Genomic DNA, 21,098 nt, shown 5'->3' on the forward strand with positions numbered 1-21,098 from the left:
GCAGCAAAAAGACCATAGGAGTAAGTTCCTAAGGTCTTTTTCTGCGAAAGCTTTTCTCTTTACCACCTTCCACGCTTAAGCCTCGCTTTATTCACATATCGCTTCGCGTTTTCAGGGATGCGTTCAGGAGAGTCGTCAGTATCAACCTCCCAAGGATAAAGTCCTGCTTCATTTTTTTCATAATTACTAAAGTCTAAAGAAGCTGGCTTTTTCTTATGTTCCTCTTTTTTTCGTAATCGTGTAATTAGATAGGAAACAGCGATCAAAGCTAAAGCAATAAAACGAATTGTTCCTACCATAGTTTCTTCTCCTCCATTTCATGAAGCCTAAAATTAATCAATCCCGACAAAAAATGTTCCGCATCATCAATTCTCATCCTAAATCGATCATGCCTTGCAAAAAAACCATAGCTGATTTTACTAGGTTTTTTGAAAAACTGAGCAAACTCTGGAAACATAACCCCAGTGGATAATTCATGCTGGACCCTTTTTTTCATCACAGCGTTTATTCGATCCTTTACCGCTAAAAACTCTTCCTCCTTTTGAAAAATCATTGGTTTCATTTCACTGACCGCAAGCTTGTCCACCATCTTTGAAGCAGCCACCAACAACTCCAACATAGTTGGGTAAGCAGTATCTCTTTTATCAATGAAGCGAATATTTCCTAATGCGTTGTTTAATCCAAAGCGATAATACTCCTGTTTTTCTTGATATTTTAAAAATTCGTTGGTGGCGTAGCTTAACCAATGATCGTGGTATTTTTGATAGTCATTTTCAATAAATTGCTTCATTAGTACCTCGCAAGTTCTTAAAATCTTCTCTTCTCTAAATATTCCATATGCGCGAAGCAAAGCGAAAAGAATTTCACCATCATAATAAACAATTCTGAAAGTTTCTTTAATTGACAGATCTTCATTTAATACATGAATCGTTCGATTGTCCTTAGTCATAAATTTATCTTCAACAGACATAATCAATTTTTTCAAAAATGAATTGAACTGGGTGTCTCCTGTCACTTCAGCATATTTTGCAATTGCTAGAATTGCCGTTGCTTGAGCGCCTAGTTTATATTCGATACTCGTATTTAAGGGCTCCCCTACCATTGTATAGCCATGAATAGTTGACGTTAACTGTTGAATTCCCCAAAGAATTCCTTTGCTTAAATCGTTATATACACTTTCGGCCTTTAAGTATTGTGCAGCTTCACATAATGCATACAAAGAGGAAAAGTGACGGACCGAATTATAGCCTTTGATTTCCTGATCATAGCAGGGAAAATAACCATAAATGAATTGGCCGCTGGAGGTTAACTGATTTTTTAAATAATCTGTCCCATGATGAATCACTAAATCAGTCATTTCTGCTAAATTTGAATACGTAATTGCTCTAACACGATTACCATTTCCATAATCCTTTAGAGAATAAGCTTGATCGGCCTCAAAATAGAAGGCCTGAGTCTCAAATATGTAAATAACCGCTTGTTCTAGGTAACTTAAATCAGAGTCTCTTTCTCCATACTTTCTTTTCACATAGCCGCGATAATTTTGTTCATTAATTGATAGTTCAGGAAGATTTCGTCCCACTCTGTGTTTTTTGCTTGGTTTTAAAATAGCATTTCCAGTTAATTCCTCCTTTAAAAAACTACGCTGTTTTTTTCCTACGACTCGAAAATTGAAATCCCCGTAGTTATTTCTTTTAATACGACCTATCACTTCTTTCAACTCTTCAAAACTTACAAGCTTTTCCTTAGTCAGTATATCAACTCTGAAATAGCTTTTTTGATCGAGCTTCTTTTCATTATAATAAGCTAAAAAATCACTCCAAACATTTTCATGAGTTTCTCCATATATTTCATTAACTTGCCCTCGGTTATCAAATTCTCCCCAGCTTACAATAATCAAAGGTACCACGTTTTCTTGTTTATTTTTTTCCAGAATATTTCTTACACTTTGAAATCGATTCTCAATTGTATAAATAGACAAACGATCACCCCATAATTGGTTGATGAAGAAGCGATACTTCTTCATCAACCGTCGATTAATTAGTTTTCTTTCTTATTTTTTCTAAATTTCCATATGCCTAAACCAGTAACAAAGGTGGCCAGAGCACCTAAAGCTGTTAACGCGCCACTTTGCTCTTCACCAGTTGCAGGGTACTGTTTCGCACTACTTGTATAGCCGGACCCTGTACCACCACCACTGGAAATATAACCACTACCGCCAGAGCTACGTGGAGGTGTCCCAAGATTATCTGCTAATAGAGCCACTGCTCTATCCCGATCCGCGTCGGCATCGGCGTCAGCGTCGGCATCGGCATCTGAATCGGCATCAGAATCGGCGTCAGCGTCGGCATCGGCATCAGAATCGGCATCAGAATCGGCGTCTGAATCGGCGTCTGAATCAGCATCGGCGTCAGCGTCGGCATCAGAATCGGCATCGGCATCAGAATCGGCGTCGGCATCGGCATCGGCATCAGAATCGGCATCAGCGTCGGCGTCGGCATCAGCGTCGGCGTCGGCGTCAGCATCGGCATCAGAATCGGCATCGGCATCAGAATCGGCATCGGCATCGGCGTCGGCATCAGCATCGGCATCGGCGTCGGCGTCAGCGTCGGCATCAGCATCGGCGTCAGCGTCGGCATCAGCATCGGCATCGGCATCGGCGTCGGCATCAGCGTCAGCATCGGTGTCGGCATCGGCGTCGGCATCAGCGTCGGCATCGGCATCGGCGTCGGCATCAGCATCGGCATCAGTTTCATCATCATCCGGAATGATCGCTGGCGTTGGAAGACTAGGAATATTGTTTTGATCGTAAGCAATTAATTCGATTTCATCTAACGCATCAACATCGTCTGCAGAAACTGGAATCGTAAATCTACCTGTGCCATCTGTTTGACCTTCAGCTATTAATACATCGTCTTTGTAAATTCTAACTGTAGTATTCGGATCTGCGTAACCAGTAACTTCATAACCAGTTGATGAACTTCCTGTAACTGCGACATCATAGGGAGCAGTTACAGTCGCGGCTCTATAATAGATTGGCGTGTAGCCATTATTTCCAGATGCGATATTAATAGAAAGTACATTCGACTTGACAATAGTAGCCAAGAAGCCAGCTTCATAAGGATTACTCATATCTATTCCTTGATTGATTAAATCTTGATAAACAGGATCTGTAATGGTTGTAGGAAGTATGATTGTTGTTTGTCCTAAAACGCTAGCATCCACGAGATCGCCTAGTAATGTTGACCCAACATTTACCAGTGCTTCTGCAGTCTCAAATGTCGCGTTAAAAACTGGTTTGATCGTTAGGTTTAATGTCTGATTCAAAAGTGTTGCGCCTGTTCCAGTTATCGTTAATGCCTGAACTGCATTGTTCAAATCTGTTAAAATCTCAGTTAAATTTTGTCTAATGATTGTTTCTAATACACCATCTAAATCAGCATAAATGTACTGATCTCCTTGCGCTTGTAATTGCAAAGCGACATCTGCCGCTGTCAGGCTACTCAAACTTTGTAGTTGATTTAGCTGAGCATATACGTCATCCAAGTTGATATTAAGCAATGGATTTGAATTGATCAATGCATTAATTGAATTGATCAGAGTGGTTGTCGCACCATTGACAATTGAAAATAATGGATCCAAGCCATTTTCTGGAAGTAATATATTTGTTGAAAACGTTCCCGTACCATTTGGTGTTACGTGGCCTCTTAACCCTTCAGGGACGGCCAATACAGCACGTCTATTCCCAGGAATAAGACTTAGATCAATACCACTGTCTGCCGAGATAGTAAAATCTACATTTCTACTAGCATTCTCAATTGGAAAAGGGTTCGCAATGCTTGTTCCACTTGAATTAGAAGAGGTTAAGTTGCTAAACAATTGACCATCTATAAGCGCTGCATAGGTCTTAGTTGACTCGATTGAAAAAAACGGAGTTACTACAGAAACAGGTGCTAAACTTAATAAAACACCCGCTGCAACAGAAGTTCCTACATAGACATATTTTTTGGATCGTCGCCTCGCACGAGCTTTTTGATCCATCAGTTTTCGATAATCCTTTCTCATCGTAAATCCCCCTAAAAATTTGATGAATTGATTTCTTTGCTGGCGCCAGCAAAAAGAGCCTACTTAAGTTAAGTGAAATCTAACAACAAATTAAAAATCAACCTAGAAAAATGCTTTGCAACAAATAACACATTTATCCCTTCTGTCAACAATTTTTAGGAGACCCTTATTATATTTTTTTGCATATCTGCGTTATGCTATTCTATTGTTTAGAATTAAATCTTCCAAAAGATTATTTAGCAAAAATATAATAGTTTATTAATAGATTATTTATTTCTAATAAAAGATATAGAAAAATATAGATTTCTATATTAGTTATTTTAAATCCGATTTACATTAAATATAAAGAAAAAAATCCCATAGAAACGGGATATTTCTTAAATTTCTTCATAAAAGAAAAAAATGACGACTCATTTTATTTTTTTCAAATTCAGGATAAGCGAACAAATCTTTTCGTTTCCATACATTAATTAACAAGATAATCAAAACCTCTCATATAAACAATATTTATTGTTACCCAATATTTTGACTATAAACTTCCTCTCCTTTTATACTGCGCTAGCAATCAAATTTATAGGAGGATTTATTTATGCTTAAAGGTTTAAACCTATTGAATAATCCCTTTTTAAACAAAGGGACTGCTTTTACAAAAGAAGAACGGACAAAATATGGTATCACAGGGATGCTTCCTAGCACTGTTCAAACACTTGAACAACAATCTGTTCAAGCTTATGGACAATACCTAAGCAAACCATCTGACTTAGAAAAACGTATTTTCTTAATGAACATCTTCAACACAAACCGTACATTGTTCTACAAATTAATGGGGCAACATTTAGTTGAATTCATGCCAATCGTTTACGATCCAGTGGTTGCGGATTCCATCGAACAATACAACGAAATCTTCGTTGAACCACAAGACGCTGCTTTCTTATCAATCAATGATCCAGAAAGCATCAAAGACAGCCTAAAAAACGCTGCAGACGGTCGCGACATTCGCTTGATCGTTGTGACTGATGCAGAAGGCATTCTAGGAATGGGAGACTGGGGTGTTAACGGTGTAGATATCGCGATTGGTAAATTGATGGTCTATACTGCTGCAGCTGGTATCAATCCTGCACAAGTATTACCTGTTTCTATTGACGCTGGAACAAACAATGAAACATTATTGAATAATCCACTTTATTTAGGGAATCGTCATGCACGGGTTGAAGGCGATACTTACTATGACTTTATTGATCAATTTGTTGAAGCTGCAACAGATCTTTTCCCTGAACTGCTATTACACTGGGAAGACTTTGGTCGGGGCAATGCCGCTAACATTTTAGAAAAATATCAAGACAAGATCACCACTTTTAACGATGACATTCAAGGGACTGGGATTGTCGTACTTGCTGGTGTTCTAGGCGGATTGAATATTTCTGGCGAAGCATTGAAAGACCAAACAATCTTAACCTTTGGTGCTGGTACCGCAGGAGTTGGCATCGCAAATATTTTATTAAAAGAAATGGTTCGTCAAGGAACACCGGAAGAAGAAGCACGCAAACACTTCTACCAAGTCGACAAACAAGGACTATTGTTTGAAGATACTGAAGGCTTGACACCTGGTCAAATCCCATTTGCTAGAAAACGTGCTGAATTTACAAACAGCGAAGCATTAACAAACTTAGAAGCCGTGGTAAAAGAAATCCATCCGACAATTATGATCGGTACATCTACGCAACCTGGAGCTTTCAGTGAAGCAATCATTAAAGATATGGCTGCCCACACTGCTCGTCCAATCATTATGCCTTTATCAAATCCAACAAAATTAGCTGAAGCGACAGCAAAAGATTTGATCGAATGGACAGATGGTAAAGCATTAATCGGAACTGGGATTCCTGCTGATGATGTTGAATACAATGGGGTTACTTATCAAATTGGTCAAGCAAACAATGCTTTAATGTACCCTGGCCTAGGTTTAGGCTTAATCGCTTCAACTTCTACTCGCGTAAATGATGAAATTATTTCTCAAGCAAGTCGTGCATTAGGCGGTATCGTTGATGTGACAAAACCAGGTGCATCTATCTTGCCTCCAGTAGCAAAAATTACTGAATTCTCACAAATCATTGCTGAAACAGTCGCAAAATCTGTTGTTGATCAACAACTAAATCGTGAGGAAATCACTGACGTCAAAGCCGCTGTCGAAGCTGCTAAATGGGTCCCTGAATACCAAGATTAATCTAAACCATTCATCCCTCTCTCATTGCTTAGTTTATTAGATAAATAGAAACACTCTCTGAATACGGGAGTAGATAAAATGCTACTCCCGTTTTTTATGGGATTAAACATCGCTTTACTAAAGAAAGGATCTTTTAATAATGGCACAAAAAGAAACATCAACTGCAATGCCAGTTGAAGAAAAAAAGACCGGCTTCTGGTCAACAAAAATTTCCGGTGTTAGCCTGCCTATTTACTTGATCATGGTCGTTGTTTTGATCGTAGCCATGGCCTTAGGCAAATTACCAACGAATATGATTGGACCAATCGCTATCTTAGTTATTTTTGGGAACTTATTTCATTTTATTGGGAACAAAATTCCTATCGTCAAGAGTTACTTAGGTGGTGGATCTGTTTTTGCGATCTTCGCCTCTGCAGCGATTGCAACCTTTGGTATCTTACCTGATGCTGTTGTTAAATCGACTGAAAACTTTGTAACCAATATGGGCTTCTTGGATTTTTACATTGCCGCTTTGATTACAGGTAGTATCCTTGGGATGAACCGTAAATTATTGATGAAAGCCTCTGTTCGTTTTATTCCTGTCGCTCTTATTTCAATGGTTGTTTCTTTCTTCGCCGTAGGAATCGTCGGCATGCTGATCGGTAATGGTTTTGCTAATTCTGTATTATACATCTCATTACCCGCTATGGCTGGTGGTGTCGGTGCTGGTGCCGTCCCATTATCAACAATTTATGCGCATGTTCTAGGAACGGATGCTTCATCCATTATTTCTCGTTTAATTCCTGCAACAGCGATGACGAATGTTTTAGCAATTATCGGTGCCGCTTTAGTTTCACGTGCGGGTCAATCGCTGCCTAAATTAAATGGTAATGGTAAATTGATGGAAAAAGGCGACCTTGGCGATGGCAAACCTCGGGAAGTAAAACCCGACATTGCTCAGCTTGGTGTTGGCTTGATGGTTGCGCTATCCTTCTTCATCTTAGGTCAAATTTGTAACTTCTTTGTTCCAAAAATTCATGCTTATGCCTTCATGATCATCATTGTCGTAATTTGTAAAATTACGAATATCCTACCTGAATATTATGAAGATGCAGCCATCATGTTCAACAACTTAATTGTTAAAAATCTTACTGCCGCGGTTCTTGCCGGTATCGGTATTGCTTTGCTGAACTTAAATGTTTTGGCCTCTGCTTTAACCTGGCAATTTGTTGTTTTATGTTTAACGAGTGTGGTTGTTATTTCACTTGTTTCTGGATTTGTAGGTCGTTTGTTTGGACTCTACCCAATCGAATCAACAATTACCGCTGGATTATGTAACAACTCGATGGGCGGAACAGGAAACGTAGCCGTATTATCTGCTGCGAACAGAATGGAATTAATCGCCTTTGCTCAAATGGGTAACCGTTTAGGTGGGGCTCTTGTATTGATTATCTCAGGATTCTTAATGCAACTGTTCTCATAAACACACTCTCCACAAAAAAATCAGCGATAACCTTATATGGTTATCGCTGATTTTTTGTTTACATTCTTGTAGGGCTAATATTTGTTTTTCGATACTTCTGTAAAAAGTAAAAGGAAAATAGCAACGTCAGTCCTTCAGTGATTGGCAGGCTGACCCAAGCACCCGTCAGCCCCAAAATTCCTGCGAGTACAATTACCAATGGTACTAAGAAAAAGTATCCACGAAACAACGCCAGTGCAAAGGCTTGTTTAGCATGACCAATTGCAGAAAAGAAAATACTGAATACTAAATTTAATGACGAGCCAAATAAAGACAAGAAGAAAATTGGAATGCCGTACGCTGCTAACTGAATCAGCATCGGATCATTCTCACGGTTAAAGGCAGAGATGATTGGATACTTAAGGAAAAACAGAATCAGATAGAGTCCTACTGCCATCACAAAGCTGGTTCTTAAGCCAAAATTCAATGTATTTTGAACAGTCTGTGGCTCTTTTTTGCTTACGGCGCGGCTTATCAAGGGTTGAATTCCCTGTGCAACGCCAGTGAATAAGGACAGAGCTACAACGAGAATATTCGCTAATACGCCGTAAGCAGCAATGGCGATATCTCCTCCTAAGCCAGTCAGTACTTGATTAAAAACCAAAATACTAACTCCTGTACTCATTTCTGCAAGAAAGGAAGAAACCCCTAGTTGAATACTCTTGATGATTGTTATGAGTTGAGGCTTCACCCAGCTCAGCGAAATTCGCCGTTTTGGAAAATGTCGATGGGTGCTTAAGATAGCCAAACTGAGCACTGGTGATAATACAGTTGCCAACGCGGCTCCAGCCATGCCCATATTCAGTGGAAAAACGAAAATGTAATCAAAAATCATGTTAAAAATACTGGAGCAAATCATGGCCTTCATAGCCAGTTGCGGATTTTGATCATTTCGAATAAATGCCAAACACAGATTATTGATGATAAAAAATGGTGCCATCACCAAAATGAAGCGCATATACATCGTCGTCAAATCTACCGTTGCTCCGCTAGCACCTAGTAATAGCGCCAAGAATCGGCTAGAAAAGAGACCCAGTAGCGTAAAAATCAGTCCAATGATCCCACCGACAATTAACAGTTGAGAAAAATAGTTCCCTTTTCCACCCTTTAACGCAAAAAGTGTCGCTCCGCCCATCCCCAACAGCAGTCCAAGCCCAGTCAGCAGATTAAACAAAGGCATAGCGATATTCAAGGCAGCTAATCCCAGCACCCCTACTCCATTTGCGATAAAAAAAGTATCCGCTAAAATATACAACGACAAGCCCAACGTGCTTAACACACTGCGTGTAACGTACCCTTTGATCTCATTCATTTGATTCCCTCCACAAAAAAATAGCATCCTACCCTCCATTGGCCTAATGGGTAGACTGCTACTCAAAACAAAACCCGGCGATTTTGCTAAAAGTTCTTCATATTTTCCATTCATTTTAGCAACGAATCACTGAAAAGGCAATCATATATTTATTAAACCTCCAAATACATGATGCGTTCCCCATTTTCAGGATCATATTGATGACTGTCAATAAAGTCGAAACGTTGATAATAAGGAATTATTTTTTTATTTTCCTCATGGACACTTAAATAAATCCGCTTAATCAAATAATGTGCCTTCATATAATCAATCAGTAACGGTATAAAACGACCACCATAGCCATTTCCCTGAAAGCGCACATCGATCATCAATCGATCCAGCCACATGCTTTCACCGTTTCTGGCACCAATCATGGAAAAGCCAACAAGTTGGTTCTCATCATATAGCGCCAATGGTCGCCAATTTAGCGAAACATCGTACGCGGCCTCTAGCAAGGATTGCCCATTACTTTCGATAAACTCTTCCTGATTTTTCGCTACAGAGAGCGCCACAACTGCTTGCCAATTTGTCTCATCTATGTCTTTGATTATTAGATTCAACCTCTGTTCCCTCCTTCATAGATAGTTAATCTTATAAAACACAATAGCAAAAAAAAAGTAAGAACGTCAAAAAACAGCCTCCGATAAAATCGAAAGCTGTTTAAGACCACAATGAAATTTTTACTCAATAACTTCTTTACGCTCTCGCATAAAAATAGCCGCACCAACTGCACCGATCAAAACAATCGTTCCAGCAACATAACAAATTTGGATCAATCCTTTGTCATAAGCATTGACTACAACCTTTTGCAATTCATGAGCAAACGGCACCTTACTTAACGCATCAGAAAAAGCAAGTTCATGACCAGAAAATGGCCCTGCTTTGATTAGGGCGTTGGTTAGTTTTTCAGGCAAATGCATGGCTGTCGCATGTTGATTCACAACAGCCGCATAGCGATTGGCTTCGACTAATCCCAAAATCACTACCCCAAAACTGGTTCCGAATTGACGGAAGACATTCAGCAGACCTGATGCCATTCCCATCTCTTCAGGAGCCACCCCTTCTAATCCAGCAGAATTCAACACCGGATTAACAATTCCATTTGCGATCCCGATCATCACAAGGGTTGGCCACAATTGGGCATAGCCCATTGTTGGTGACAATTGACCAATCAAAAAGAGAAATCCAGCACCACTGACTAATAGTCCTGCCACGATCATCCACTTCTTCGAGAATTTATTTCCAAGAATTCCAACGACTGGGCCTAAAATTAATGACCAAACAGACAATGCTAATTGGCGAATTCCTGTATCAAAGGCGGACCAGCCGATATAATTTTGCATAAGCACAGTCAGATACGTATTAAAAGCATAAATTCCTGAACCTAAGGCAAAAGCGACTAAAACAGAGCCAATGAAATTGATATTCTTGAACATCTTCAAGTTCATCATCGGATTTTCAACTTTTGATTCAGCAAAAATGAATAGCGCTAAAAGAATAACGGCCAAAAGCAGCCAACCACCTACTTTAGGATTTGTCCACGCCCAGCTGATATGAGTTTCTTTTTGAATCAGTCCATATATCCCACTGAATAGCGCTGCCGCGGACAAAAACATTCCGATGAAATCGATTTTCTGGTCTCTTCCATAACTCGGCGTCTCATTAACATAACGAATCGTCATTAAAACCGCAATAACTCCGATGGGCAGATTAATAAAGAAGATCGATTCCCAGCCAAACGCGTCCACTAGCAATCCTCCCACTAAGGGACCCGAGGCAGAGGATAAACCAATAACTGAACCTAGTATTCCTAAAGCTAGCCCCCGCTGCTTGCCATCAAAGTTAGAAGCAACCAGAGCCATAGATAAGGACATCATCCCAGCGCCACCGACTGCTTGCACACCGCGACCAATATCTAAAATGAGTAATGATGGTGCAAAACCATTCACTACAGAAGCAATCACAAATAAAATTAAACTAGCTAAAAAGACTTTCTTTCGCCCGTACATATCCCCCATTTTAGATACAATTAATAAAGTAACCGCAAAAACTAAGGTATACGCATTTAATACCCATTGCAATTGGGTAAAAGGTTCATTGAAGGCCTTTTGCATTGTTGGTAACGCCACATTCACTACGGTAACGTCCAAAAGTCCCATAAAGACGCCCAAAGACATCGCGACTAATGAAAACCATTTTTTTGAAGAATTTTCCATAAATTGTTAACACTCCTACTAGCTATAAATATCCATTGCTTGATCGATCATCCTTTATTTCCGATCAGCAATTTGTTTCTTGATCCACGTTAATTTTGTCAAAGCGAGTTGAATATCTAGTTCATAAGCCTCTGCCAGAACTCGGAAGCGCTCCACATTTTCTGGAAAACGTGCTTGATACTCTACCATATCCGCCTGGGCTTTTTGATAGAAAGCCAAGTCCTTTTCAATAAATAATTGAAACTCCTCTAAAATATTCAGCTGTTCCGATCGTGTCACACTATCTAATGAGCGCAGCTTAAAATGAATCATGTCGTTGCGTTTCGCATCAGAAGGGATTTTTTCTTTCATCAGCTCAATAAAACGATCGACGCCTTTTGTGGTAATATGCCACATTTTCATCTTTCTTCCATCTTCATAGATGGTAGAAGTGACAAGGCCCTCCTTTTCTAATCTTTCTAATGAAGGATACAATACACCGCTGGAAACTTTACGCATTGGCTGTAAAGCAGAGCCCACGATTTTTTGTAGTTTATAGCCGGTCTTATCCCCTGAAATCAATGAACCCAAAAGTAGTAAATCGTACATGTAATCCTCCCTACCGATAAATTTGTTTCAGTCTTTTAGATATATCAACGTGCTAATTATAGGTTTTTTAGACATATTGTCAACAGAAAAGTTCTCTCCTTGTAAACTTTAAAAATAATCTAGCCCCAGCAAAAAAACTCGCGCTTCTTTTCATTAAGAAGGCAAGCTTTTCTCAAATTAGGTTGAATCTAACTATTTAAGCAACAGACATTTGTGCTCTTTTTCATCCTAAAGTAAACTCATTAATTCAAATCCAGTATTCACTTTGGAATAAATCGAGCAAACCACAAACAGTTGTTTCCCAGCAAACTCAGTCTTTTTAAAACGACGTGATGATGCAGGAATATGATGATGTCCATGAATCACTCCGATAATCGGGTATTGTTCAAATAATTTCTCTATTTTTGGCTCCTCACAGCTATAATCTTTATTGTAAGCGTCGCTGGTTTCGGGAAGCAAACTCAGCTCATTGAATAACGGCGCGTGCGAGACAATTACTGTCGGAGTCTCTGGATCTTCTGCCAACAATTTCTCTAAAGAATTTAGAATATAGTGCTGCTGCGCTTTTTTTCTCTTGACCAATGCTGCTGGAATCGTAAGTCCGATATAACGAATTCCCTCATGAACAACACTTTGATTGTTCAACACATTCATTTTAGGGAATCGTTCAGCCAGCTCAGCCTCGACCACTTCATAAAATGGATGTTCTCCTGTGGGTAGTAAATACCACGCCTCATCTGGGTCTTGCAGCAGTTCTTTAAACCATTCATAATTGAAAAACGGGCGCCACTTCTCCCACTGTACATCCGTTTGATCCGTCGTTTCAGGCAGCACATCCACTAACTCATGCCCGCCGATAATATAAAGACCGGAAACTTCTTCGTCCCTCACATGTGAATCAGAAACATCCCCCGTTAAAATATTGAAGTGACGATTAAGAAACGGCAGCTTCCCGTCTTTGGCATGAATGTCAGAAACCACATTGATCAGATTACGATTTTCCGTGGAATGGACATTTTGAAAATATTTTTCCGCCTCATCTGGATGAACACTGTGTGCAATATAATTTTCTCGCAGCCTAGATAATTCTTCGCCATATTCTGAGCGTAAAAGTGGTTGCGTGTTTATTACTCCAGCTGTGTTTGCTGAAACGAGGGCATTTTCGATTCCTTGCTTCACTTCGCTTGGTAGCAAAGACAATGCTGATTCAATATCAGAATGAATGGATAAGGTTTGCTCGATAAACTGCTGATCTTGCCCTGCTTTTTCCAGCAACTGTACTTCTTTCCCGTCAATCATTAAAGGCAATGAATTCGCCACTTGCACAACAAAGTTCAAGTATTCAGAAATATAGCCAGCAATTCCGGTTTTGATATTTTCGCTAAAGAGAAATTTTCCTGCTAGATTGGCAGACAGCGGTCCGGTTTCATCATGCTGCATTAATCGCCCAGCAATCTGAATTTCCAATAGCGGATTCTGTAAAATGGCATTGTAGGCCTGCTTTACTTCAAATGACTGTTCATCCACTCGCTTGCCGGTCACTTGAAAAATACTTAACGTCAAATATTTTTCTACAGTTGTTTGATGCAGTTCGATATAGCGGCGGATTTCTTCTGGATGAAGCAAATACTGAATCGCCGCTCGTTGAATATAGTTCCTAGCCGTATCATAAGGGATCGCTGAATAAACAAGATCCCCTTTTGAAGAAATAGCCATCGAATGGTTTCTTGTATTGTAGGTTAATTGAAAATAGTCATTTTTAAAGACTGTCTTATTCACAGGTCGGCGTTTATTTTCCGGATAACGCTCGATTCGTTCGGCCAGTGCCGGTGGCAACATTGTTTTTGTTGGCAAAGATGGCATACCTTTTCTGACCATCAATTCTTTCTCATTTTCCTTTGATTTCATCAAAGCACCTCTATATTTAAAGAGAATTAGTTTTCTCCATTTATATAAGTTTGTATAATATCTCTATTATAGCGTTTCTCTTTGTTCCAAGCTTCTGAAATTATCAAATCAATAAATTTTTTTAGGAAATGTCTGCTTCATTGGTTCAACTAATGAATAATAACAAGTAAAACGCACTATTAATTATTTCATTTCCTTATAAATTATTGAAGAGAATGTTTTAGCTTTCAATGTTAGCATAGCCACAGAGAGGGATGAGTAATTGATGGAATTAGTTATTGGAAATAAAATCACCACCTATGATTGCCATGGAGAAAAAGTAACAGGAATCATTGAACAAATTTACGTCAATACAATAATTGTCGGAACAAGTACAGCAAAATACGTATGTCTTAAAAAACAACTTACTGCATAAAAAGAAGACAACGCGTTGATTAAAACCTCTTTAGTATACTTAAATAAAATGAGAAGGCTTCTTTTGTTTAGTTCATCGAAAGGAATTAAATGTTCGTTGCTTTTTCATTTTGTTTTATTAGTTCCTTATTTCTCTGATCTAAACCATACCCAATCACCCGTTTTCCCTAGTTTTTTAAAATGTTTAAAAAAATGGAACGTCCCTCCTTCACCTTTCTTTCGTATAATAAAAGAAGAAACAAAAGCCTTAAAGGAATCAGGTGATGATCTTGGAAAAATATGTATATTTAACTGTACTGTCCTTTTGTATTTTTCTACAGCGAATGTCATTCATCAGCTTTTCAGTCTTTTTACTATTATTTGGTATTATCTCTGGGATCGTCGCTGGCCGTGTTTTCCTTTTCCGTAAATACGAGCTATTTCTATTCTTTTATAAAGATACATTACTGAGTGAAAACGGAAAGATTATCGTCTTGTGTACAAGTGTTGTCCTATATATCCTTTCTCTTTCTTTCATTGCTATAGGCTCCTGGCTGTGTGTCCAATAATCTTTCGTTTACTAAAAAGAGGAAGACTGTCTTAGTCTTCCTCTTTAATAGGTACTTCTTTTTTATTGCCCTCTCTCATATTTACCACAAGGACATCCTCTTTTGATAAACATAATTCTTTTATCAGCAACGACTGCATTTCCTCTTTAGTGATAACGGATTTCCCCTTAAAAACACCCTCACCATATACTTCCCAAGCTGCTGCTTGTTTTATTTTCGGATGTTGAAGGATATTAGGCGCGGGCGCTACCTTTATCGAAACAATCAAATCATAGGTGACAACGTCCGCCTCTGTTTTTTTTGATTGCTTAATAAACAGAACGATTATGACGATTGCAGCTATTAAACTAAAAATCAAAAATATCTCCATCGTTTCTCCCACCCCACGATACTCGTCCTTCACGCTTTATCTCAACCAACTATTTTAAGAACCTGTAAAACCATACTCATGAATCACCTTAATTATACCAAAATAAGACTACAAATAATAAATTTCGCTTATTTCATTTTTCGAATTTTGTTTTTCCGTTACTTGTCATTTGTAAGGTTACTTTAAGGTTAAGTTTGGTTCTATGCAAGCTTGTCTCTTTATACTTCTTTTATCAAGTAATGGAGGGATAAAACATGGCAACAACGATTTTAGAGATCAAAGATCTGCGGAAGAGTTATGGATCAAACGAGATTTTAAAAGGGATAGAGCTCCAGCTACTTCCTGGAAAAATCACAGGATTACTGGGGCGCAATGGTGCAGGAAAAACCACTTTAATGAAATGTGTATTGGGTCTTACCACAAATTATCATGGAAAAATGACTTTTAATGGAAAAGACTTAAATACCACGGATACCGAGACAAAAATGAAGATTGGTTCACTTGTCGATGTACAGTTTTACGAAGATTTGACTGCCTACGATAACTTACTACTTTCCCTTCGGTTAATTCAATCCCTTTCACGAAAAGAACGTAAACAATTGATTCAAGAAAGCTTGGAATTTGTAGAACTCAGTAATGCGGCGAAGAAAAAAGTCAAAAACTTTTCCTTTGGAATGAAACAACGGTTGGCCTTAGCCCTCTCATTAATCACAAAACCGGACCTGTTGATTTTGGACGAACCTTTTGTCGGCCTTGATCCTATTGGTGTCGAAGAAGTGAAGGAACTGCTGAAAAAGCTTTGTCAGGAGCGAGGAACGGCGATCCTCTTTTCCAGCCATCAGATGCAGGAAGTCTGCGAATTGACGGATAATATCTTGGTATTGAGCAATGGTGTAATTAGTTACTCTGAACACAATGAACATTTTGACAACCAACAAGCACAGTTAATCGAGTTAATGAGATAAAAAAGGAGCGAGTAATTATGGAGATTTGGACAATATACAAAATGGAAATGATTAAAACATTGAAAAGAAAAAATAGTTTGATCCTGTTAATTCCGTCAATTTTGGTTGGTATCATGGCTTTTGGTATTTCAACTGGAGGGCTGACTTTTACTGGGGATGCCTTATCCGCTGATGGAAAATTTGCTTGCTTAGATTTTATTACCACCCTATGGCTCTTCTTTAGTGCCTTAGGTGTTTGGGGAATCCTATTGATCTTAATAACCGCCTTTCAGTTTTCAGGAGAAATCTCCAGCGGTCAAATAAAAATGACGCTATTACGTATCGGAAAACGAGGTCCAATTGTTTTTGCAAAATTTTTGGCGCTGCTAACAACTACTTTTGGTGCATTTGCTTTGTTTACTCTCACAGCTGGTGGCGGGTACTATCTTTTTATAGCAAACTCTGATGTTGGAAATGGGCATTTTTCTTCCTCCATGATTGATTTGCCAACGGTGATCGCCACGATTGGATTCATTTTTCTACATCTTGCTTTGTTTATGGCAGTTACGCTGCTGATAGGGTTGTTTTTGTCCCCTTTCATTGCATTTATCTTTTCACTAGTCAGCTTATTTGCTGTAAATTATTTGATCAATACGAATGCACTTGAGCTTTTGAAATATTCTGCTTTATCTATAAGCAACAACCTGATTGCGGGGAAAGTGGAGAATGTGTTCCCTACATTCCTTCTGTCTATCGCACTTATTATTTGTCTTTTACTTTTGACTTCCCTACTTTTTAAAAGAGTAGATATAAAATAGCCGATTAGAAAGGTATAATAGAAGGAACTATTTTGTAACGGGGGTGCATTTAATGGGGTTCTCAATTTTAGTAGCGGATGATGAACAAGGGATTATTGATTTTGTTACCTTATATTTAGAAAAAGACGGATATACGGTAGTATCGGCCACTAATGGTGAAGAGGCATGGACCTGTATCCAACAAGAGAAAATCGATCTCGCCATTTTAGATATCATGATGCCTAAACTCAACGGCTATCAATTAATCAAAAAAATTCGGGCAGAAAAAAATATCCCAATCATTTTTTTGACCGCGAAAGATGCCGGTGCGGATAAGGTTCTTGGTTTAGATATTGGCGCAGATGACTATGTGACGAAGCCTTTTGATCCCTTAGAATTAGTCGCGCGTGTCAGTGCTCAGCTTCGTCGCTTTTATTCATTAGGTTCGAGAGAAGTTCATCTGCCTAAAATTCTCAAACTTCATGATTTGGCTCTTGATCTTGATCAATGTCTCCTTTTTAAAGAAGAAGAAGAAGAATAAATAAACTTAACTTCGATTGAGTTTAAAATCCTGCGTTTGTTGATGGCTTCTCCAGGAAGAGTATTCACAAAAAAGCAGATTTATGAGGCAGTTTGGGAAGATACTTATATCGTCGATGATAACAATATCATGGTCTATATTAATCGACTCAGAGAAAAATTGGGAACTAGAAAGGAGGAATCTTATATTCAAACAATTCGCGGATTAGGATATAAGATAGTGCCATGAAAAAAAAGCCCAAGACATTAGGACGGTTCCTAACAAAGAAGTATATTACGACTTCGATTTTGTTACTGGGGTTAATCTCTATTTTCACTTTTTTTATTCAAATATTTTTAATTGGTAACAATTCGGATGCAAAGGCTTTATCTGCCAATAAAATTGTACGATCTGACTACCAAAATATTAATATATCTGCTCTTGAAGATGTTGGTGGTTGGTTGGAGATACTTGACGAAAATAATAACGTAATCTATACCAAAGGAAACGTTCAAAAAGCGAAGACTCATTACACACAAAATCAATTATTAGAAATGGATGGTTTACAAGCTGTTATTGATAAAAAAAATTATCAGTTTGGACCAATGTTTTTAGAAATAAATAATCCAAAACAAAGTTACATGGCTACTTTTGCACCATTTAAAGGAGAAGATAGAAAGAACTACACCTGCATAGCTAAAATTCCCAAAAATGGATTAAGAGGAAACATTAATCCTGTTTACCATAATCTAACTTCTATGGTTACCTCTTCAAATTTTAAATGGCTTCCAGTTATTCTACTTCCGCTCCTGCTCATTTTCATTTTTTGTCTTAGACGTTACTCAAAATCGGTCAAAGAACATATCGTCGCACCAAATACCATTTTAATTGATGGGTTACGGACGATTAATGAAGGAGATTATAGTAAAAAAATCCATGTGAACGCGGAATACGAATATGTCGAAATCGAAAATTCCTTCAACCATTTGGCGGATCAGCTAAAAAAAGCCGATCAGCAGCGAACTTCTTACGAAAAAGAGCGGCAGCTGCTTTTTGCCAATATGGCCCACGATTTACGTACTCCCCTTACTACAATTCAAGGAACTGCTAAAGCTGTAGCAGATGGGTTAGTCTCTGATGACAAGCTGACTCAAACGATGGAAACCATTATGTCAAAAACAGCGCATATGAATGAACTAGTCAATCGCTTATTGATTTTTTCTAAGCTGGAAAGTCCTGACTATCAGCTCCACTGCCAAAATCTAGACTTAGTCGAATTGATCCGAGAAGTTTTATTAGAACAACTTGATGTCGCAGAAAAAAATAAGATCCACTTAAATTTCGACCTGCCAGAATCCGCGTTAGAGATTTCTGGAGATCCAACTGAATTAAGGCGTGTTTTTGATAACTTGATCGGAAACAGCATCCAGCATAATCCGCCTGAAACAACAGTACAACTCAAACTCTATACACTTGATAATCAACTTGTTTTTGAAATCAAGGATGATGGCACTCCCATCCCTAAAGAATTACAAACGCAATTATTTGATCCCTTTGTCAGCGGTGACAGCTCACGTTCTACTCAAAATGGTAGTGGACTAGGCTTAGCCATTAGTAAAAAAATTGTTGAGAAGCATGGTGGTAATATTTTATTTGTTGAAGTAAATAAGCAGGAGAAACTATTTCAAATATTTTTGTAGTTCTATTTTGATGGACTTTTTTATTGAATAGTGTGGTTTCTTCATTCTCTTGGTGCTTTTCAACTCTCTCCTTACCTTGTTGCGTTCATATAGAAATACTCTTCTTTCAGGGTTGACCCAGCTTTTCCTCCGGCAAAATCTCTGCTATCAAAAGAAAATGTCCCCTTTATAAATGAAATGACTATTATTTCTATAATTCAATAAAAAAATATCCAAGGAGACTTAGTCACTTTAAGCCTTCTTGGATATTATTTTTAAGTTAATTTTAGTATACGCGGACACCGAAGTCTGGTGCGTAATATTGAGTTGAACCATATTTCACGTTTTCACCTGGTTGTGGTGCGTGGATATATTGATCGCCCCCAGCTGAGATCGCTACGTGATAGCTTGATCCTTGGTCGCCCCAGAATAATAGGTCCCCTTGTTGTGCTTGACTGACATCGATTGTCGTACCTGATGATTCTTGTGCTACAGTCCAAACACCAATATCTTTACCCGTTACTTGCTTGTAAACATATTGAGTAAGACCAGAACAGTCGAAACCGCTCGTGTCTTTTCCACCCCATACATATGGTGTGCCGATATATTTTTCCGCTTCATTCACGATTTGTTGACCGCGAGTCGTGTCGGTTGACTGATCAGTCGTTGTTTGTTGCTGATCTTGTTGTGTCTGCTGTTGCTGTTGATCCTGTTGTTGTGTTTGTTGTGTTTGTTGTGTTTGTTGTTCTTGCTGCACTTGTTCAGGTTGTTTTTCCGGCGTTGTTGTCGCTGGTGTCTCTGCTACAGGTGTTTGTACTGCTTGTTCCTCCTGTACAGGCGCTTCTTCCTGTTGAACCGGTGTGGTTTGTGCTACATCAGGAGTTACAACCGGCGTTTCTGGTGCTGGTGTTACTTCTGGTGTTGATGTAGAATCAACAATTGGCTGTTGATCTAAGATTGGTTGTTGATCCACAATCGGTGTGGTATTTTCTAATTGGGTTGTTGGTGCAACTGTCGCTGGTTCTTCACTTACTGTACCGTTGCCCACAACAACGTTTTGACCAGCATAAATGTTATTGTCTTCAATATTGTTCCAATCATTAAACTCTTGTACACCAATTCCGAATTGATCCGTGATAGAATTAACCGTATCGCCAGATTGGACAGTATATTCAGTCGGTTGAGCTGGTGTTTCTACAGCAGGTTGAGCGACTGGCGGTGTAACTGGCTCTGTTGCGTCATAGCTAGTTAAATTATGTTCTTGGATAGTTGACACTAATTTTTGAACATAACTTTGATCATCATTGAAGCGTCCTTCTAAAGCTGCAGCGGCTGTTTGGTAGTCCTTTGCGTTACTGCGCCAAGTACCACTAAAGTAATTTTCGTTACCGTCACGAGAAGTTGTTTTGATGATTTCAATATAGTCCTGAATTGCTTCTTTATAAGAACCGTATTGTTTCATCTCTTTCTTTTCAGTTTGACCAGTTTCTGAATTTTTCTTATCCAGCATTGCTGATTTGCCTTTATACTGACCTTCTAATCCAAAAAGGTTGTAATAAGGGGCTTGCGCATAGTCGTTTTGTCCCCAATCACTTTCGACGATGGCTTGAGCAATCATAATAGAAGCGTACAGGTCATGTTTCTCAGCTAATGGCTTGATCTCATTTGAAATTTCATTGATAAACGCTTTTTTATCAACATTTGACGTAGTTGCAGTCGTTTTTCCTTCAACAGCTTCTACTTCATGTGTGTTTAGTAATGGTGCCGCTACCGAAACCGTTACTAAGGCAGTACCTACTACAGCAGACCCTTTTTTAAGATAGCGATAGTTCGTGGTCTTCTGGCGTTTCTGTTGACGTAGTTCACGTCGGGTTAAAACTTTATTTGACATTTAACATCTCTCCATTCTCTCTCTCATTGCTTTCTTAACAATATTAATTATAACACAATGGAAATGATAGGTCATTGTTAATGAA

The 21,098-nt window shown here is 38.7% G+C and carries 18 protein-coding genes; 8 read left to right on the top strand and 10 right to left on the bottom strand.

Annotated elements, in window-relative coordinates; all coding sequences use genetic code 11:
- Positions 1–59: 59 nt before the first annotated feature.
- Genes RV13_RS02420 through RV13_RS02430 form a run of 3 tightly spaced genes read right to left on the bottom strand, consistent with a single transcriptional unit; the run spans position 60 to position 4,065 of the window.
- The gene (locus RV13_RS02420) at positions 60–299 is read right to left on the bottom strand and encodes a hypothetical protein (protein ID WP_010743720.1); all 240 of its coding nucleotides are present in this window, start codon (positions 297–299) and stop codon (positions 60–62) included.
- On the bottom strand, positions 293–2,026 hold the full coding sequence (locus RV13_RS02425) for a hypothetical protein (RefSeq protein ID WP_010743721.1): 1,734 nt from the start codon (positions 2,024–2,026) through the stop codon (positions 293–295). Before RV13_RS02425 ends, RV13_RS02420 begins: the two co-directional genes overlap by 7 nt.
- Positions 2,027–2,040: 14 nt before the next feature.
- Positions 2,041–4,065: an LPXTG cell wall anchor domain-containing protein gene (locus RV13_RS02430; protein WP_060789281.1), complete on the bottom strand. Its 2,025-nt coding sequence runs from the start codon at positions 4,063–4,065 to the stop codon at positions 2,041–2,043.
- A 589-nt stretch (positions 4,066–4,654) separates the two neighbouring features.
- Here RV13_RS02430 and RV13_RS02435 point away from each other — a divergent pair.
- Both RV13_RS02435 and RV13_RS02440 read left to right on the top strand, forming a co-directional pair.
- Positions 4,655–6,286, top strand: a complete 1,632-nt coding sequence (locus RV13_RS02435) for a malolactic enzyme (protein WP_010743723.1) — start codon at positions 4,655–4,657, stop codon at positions 6,284–6,286.
- A 139-nt stretch (positions 6,287–6,425) separates the two neighbouring features.
- Positions 6,426–7,748 (top strand): 2-hydroxycarboxylate transporter family protein, encoded by a 1,323-nt coding sequence (locus tag RV13_RS02440; RefSeq protein ID WP_010743724.1) that lies wholly within the window; start codon positions 6,426–6,428, stop codon positions 7,746–7,748.
- 58 nt (positions 7,749–7,806) lie between these two features.
- Here RV13_RS02440 and RV13_RS02445 read toward each other — a convergent pair whose 3' ends face one another.
- The 5 genes from RV13_RS02445 to RV13_RS02465 form a co-directional block, all read right to left on the bottom strand.
- Positions 7,807–9,099: an MATE family efflux transporter gene (locus RV13_RS02445; RefSeq protein ID WP_010743725.1), complete on the bottom strand. Its 1,293-nt coding sequence runs from the start codon at positions 9,097–9,099 to the stop codon at positions 7,807–7,809.
- Positions 9,100–9,251: 152 nt separating this feature from the next.
- Positions 9,252–9,698, bottom strand: a complete 447-nt coding sequence (locus RV13_RS02450; protein ID WP_010743726.1) for a GNAT family N-acetyltransferase — start codon at positions 9,696–9,698, stop codon at positions 9,252–9,254.
- Between the two features lie 120 nt (positions 9,699–9,818).
- Positions 9,819–11,354 carry an MFS transporter gene (locus tag RV13_RS02455; RefSeq protein ID WP_060789280.1) on the bottom strand — a complete coding sequence of 512 codons (1,536 nt, stop codon included), beginning with the start codon at positions 11,352–11,354 and terminating at the stop codon, positions 9,819–9,821.
- Positions 11,355–11,408: 54 nt separating this feature from the next.
- A complete protein-coding gene (locus tag RV13_RS02460; RefSeq protein WP_010743728.1) occupies positions 11,409–11,942 on the bottom strand; it encodes a PadR family transcriptional regulator in 534 nt (177 codons plus the stop codon).
- Between the two features lie 228 nt (positions 11,943–12,170).
- Positions 12,171–13,850, bottom strand: a complete 1,680-nt coding sequence (locus RV13_RS02465) for a metallophosphoesterase family protein (RefSeq protein ID WP_010743729.1) — start codon at positions 13,848–13,850, stop codon at positions 12,171–12,173.
- A 265-nt stretch (positions 13,851–14,115) separates the two neighbouring features.
- On the opposite strand from RV13_RS02465, the gene RV13_RS20965 reads away from it, so the two are divergent.
- Positions 14,116–14,265: a hypothetical protein gene (locus RV13_RS20965; RefSeq protein WP_010743730.1), complete on the top strand. Its 150-nt coding sequence runs from the start codon at positions 14,116–14,118 to the stop codon at positions 14,263–14,265.
- Positions 14,266–14,843: 578 nt separating this feature from the next.
- Here the strand turns inward: RV13_RS20965 and RV13_RS02475 are convergent.
- Complete coding sequence (locus RV13_RS02475) at positions 14,844–15,182, bottom strand: hypothetical protein (protein ID WP_141741227.1); 339 nt, start codon at positions 15,180–15,182, stop codon at positions 14,844–14,846.
- 254 nt (positions 15,183–15,436) lie between these two features.
- On the opposite strand from RV13_RS02475, the gene RV13_RS02480 reads away from it, so the two are divergent.
- The 5 genes from RV13_RS02480 to RV13_RS02495 are packed head-to-tail and all read left to right on the top strand — an operon-like array spanning position 15,437 to position 19,143.
- The gene (locus tag RV13_RS02480) at positions 15,437–16,147 is read left to right on the top strand and encodes an ABC transporter ATP-binding protein (RefSeq protein ID WP_010743733.1); all 711 of its coding nucleotides are present in this window, start codon (positions 15,437–15,439) and stop codon (positions 16,145–16,147) included.
- 17 nt (positions 16,148–16,164) lie between these two features.
- Positions 16,165–16,944, top strand: a complete 780-nt coding sequence (locus RV13_RS02485) for a hypothetical protein (RefSeq protein ID WP_010743734.1) — start codon at positions 16,165–16,167, stop codon at positions 16,942–16,944.
- Between the two features lie 52 nt (positions 16,945–16,996).
- Positions 16,997–17,464 carry a response regulator transcription factor gene (locus tag RV13_RS02490; protein WP_010743735.1) on the top strand — a complete coding sequence of 156 codons (468 nt, stop codon included), beginning with the start codon at positions 16,997–16,999 and terminating at the stop codon, positions 17,462–17,464.
- Positions 17,465–17,692: a winged helix-turn-helix domain-containing protein gene (locus RV13_RS21265; protein WP_303621059.1), complete on the top strand. Its 228-nt coding sequence runs from the start codon at positions 17,465–17,467 to the stop codon at positions 17,690–17,692.
- Complete coding sequence (locus RV13_RS02495; RefSeq protein WP_010743736.1) at positions 17,689–19,143, top strand: HAMP domain-containing sensor histidine kinase; 1,455 nt, start codon at positions 17,689–17,691, stop codon at positions 19,141–19,143. Before RV13_RS21265 ends, RV13_RS02495 begins: the two co-directional genes overlap by 4 nt.
- A 265-nt stretch (positions 19,144–19,408) precedes the next feature.
- Here the strand turns inward: RV13_RS02495 and RV13_RS02500 are convergent, their stop codons facing one another.
- Positions 19,409–21,013: an NlpC/P60 family protein gene (locus RV13_RS02500; protein ID WP_060789279.1), complete on the bottom strand. Its 1,605-nt coding sequence runs from the start codon at positions 21,011–21,013 to the stop codon at positions 19,409–19,411.
- Positions 21,014–21,098 lie beyond the last annotated feature (85 nt).

This window comes from Enterococcus raffinosus (assembly GCF_001886185.1).
Classification (GTDB): Bacteria; Bacillota; Bacilli; order Lactobacillales; family Enterococcaceae; genus Enterococcus_A; species Enterococcus_A raffinosus.

What these genes read in the sequence shown, in the direction of transcription:
- RV13_RS02420 (WP_010743720.1), bottom strand. Translation starts at nt 299, where the DNA reads ATGGTAGGAACAATTCGTTTTATTGCTTTAGCTTTGATCGCTGTTTCC.
- RV13_RS02425 (WP_010743721.1), bottom strand. Translation starts at nt 2,026, where the DNA reads ATGAAGAAGTATCGCTTCTTCATCAACCAATTATGGGGTGATCGTTTG.
- RV13_RS02430 (WP_060789281.1), bottom strand. Translation starts at nt 4,065, where the DNA reads ATGAGAAAGGATTATCGAAAACTGATGGATCAAAAAGCTCGTGCGAGG.
- RV13_RS02435 (WP_010743723.1), top strand. Translation starts at nt 4,655, where the DNA reads ATGCTTAAAGGTTTAAACCTATTGAATAATCCCTTTTTAAACAAAGGG.
- RV13_RS02440 (WP_010743724.1), top strand. Translation starts at nt 6,426, where the DNA reads ATGGCACAAAAAGAAACATCAACTGCAATGCCAGTTGAAGAAAAAAAG.
- RV13_RS02445 (WP_010743725.1), bottom strand. Translation starts at nt 9,099, where the DNA reads ATGAATGAGATCAAAGGGTACGTTACACGCAGTGTGTTAAGCACGTTG.
- RV13_RS02455 (WP_060789280.1), bottom strand. Translation starts at nt 11,354, where the DNA reads ATGGAAAATTCTTCAAAAAAATGGTTTTCATTAGTCGCGATGTCTTTG.
- RV13_RS02460 (WP_010743728.1), bottom strand. Translation starts at nt 11,942, where the DNA reads ATGTACGATTTACTACTTTTGGGTTCATTGATTTCAGGGGATAAGACC.
- RV13_RS02465 (WP_010743729.1), bottom strand. Translation starts at nt 13,850, where the DNA reads ATGAAATCAAAGGAAAATGAGAAAGAATTGATGGTCAGAAAAGGTATG.
- RV13_RS20965 (WP_010743730.1), top strand. Translation starts at nt 14,116, where the DNA reads ATGGAATTAGTTATTGGAAATAAAATCACCACCTATGATTGCCATGGA.
- RV13_RS02475 (WP_141741227.1), bottom strand. Translation starts at nt 15,182, where the DNA reads ATGGAGATATTTTTGATTTTTAGTTTAATAGCTGCAATCGTCATAATC.
- RV13_RS02480 (WP_010743733.1), top strand. Translation starts at nt 15,437, where the DNA reads ATGGCAACAACGATTTTAGAGATCAAAGATCTGCGGAAGAGTTATGGA.
- RV13_RS02485 (WP_010743734.1), top strand. Translation starts at nt 16,165, where the DNA reads ATGGAGATTTGGACAATATACAAAATGGAAATGATTAAAACATTGAAA.
- RV13_RS02490 (WP_010743735.1), top strand. Translation starts at nt 16,997, where the DNA reads ATGGGGTTCTCAATTTTAGTAGCGGATGATGAACAAGGGATTATTGAT.
- RV13_RS02495 (WP_010743736.1), top strand. Translation starts at nt 17,689, where the DNA reads ATGAAAAAAAAGCCCAAGACATTAGGACGGTTCCTAACAAAGAAGTAT.
- RV13_RS02500 (WP_060789279.1), bottom strand. Translation starts at nt 21,013, where the DNA reads ATGTCAAATAAAGTTTTAACCCGACGTGAACTACGTCAACAGAAACGC.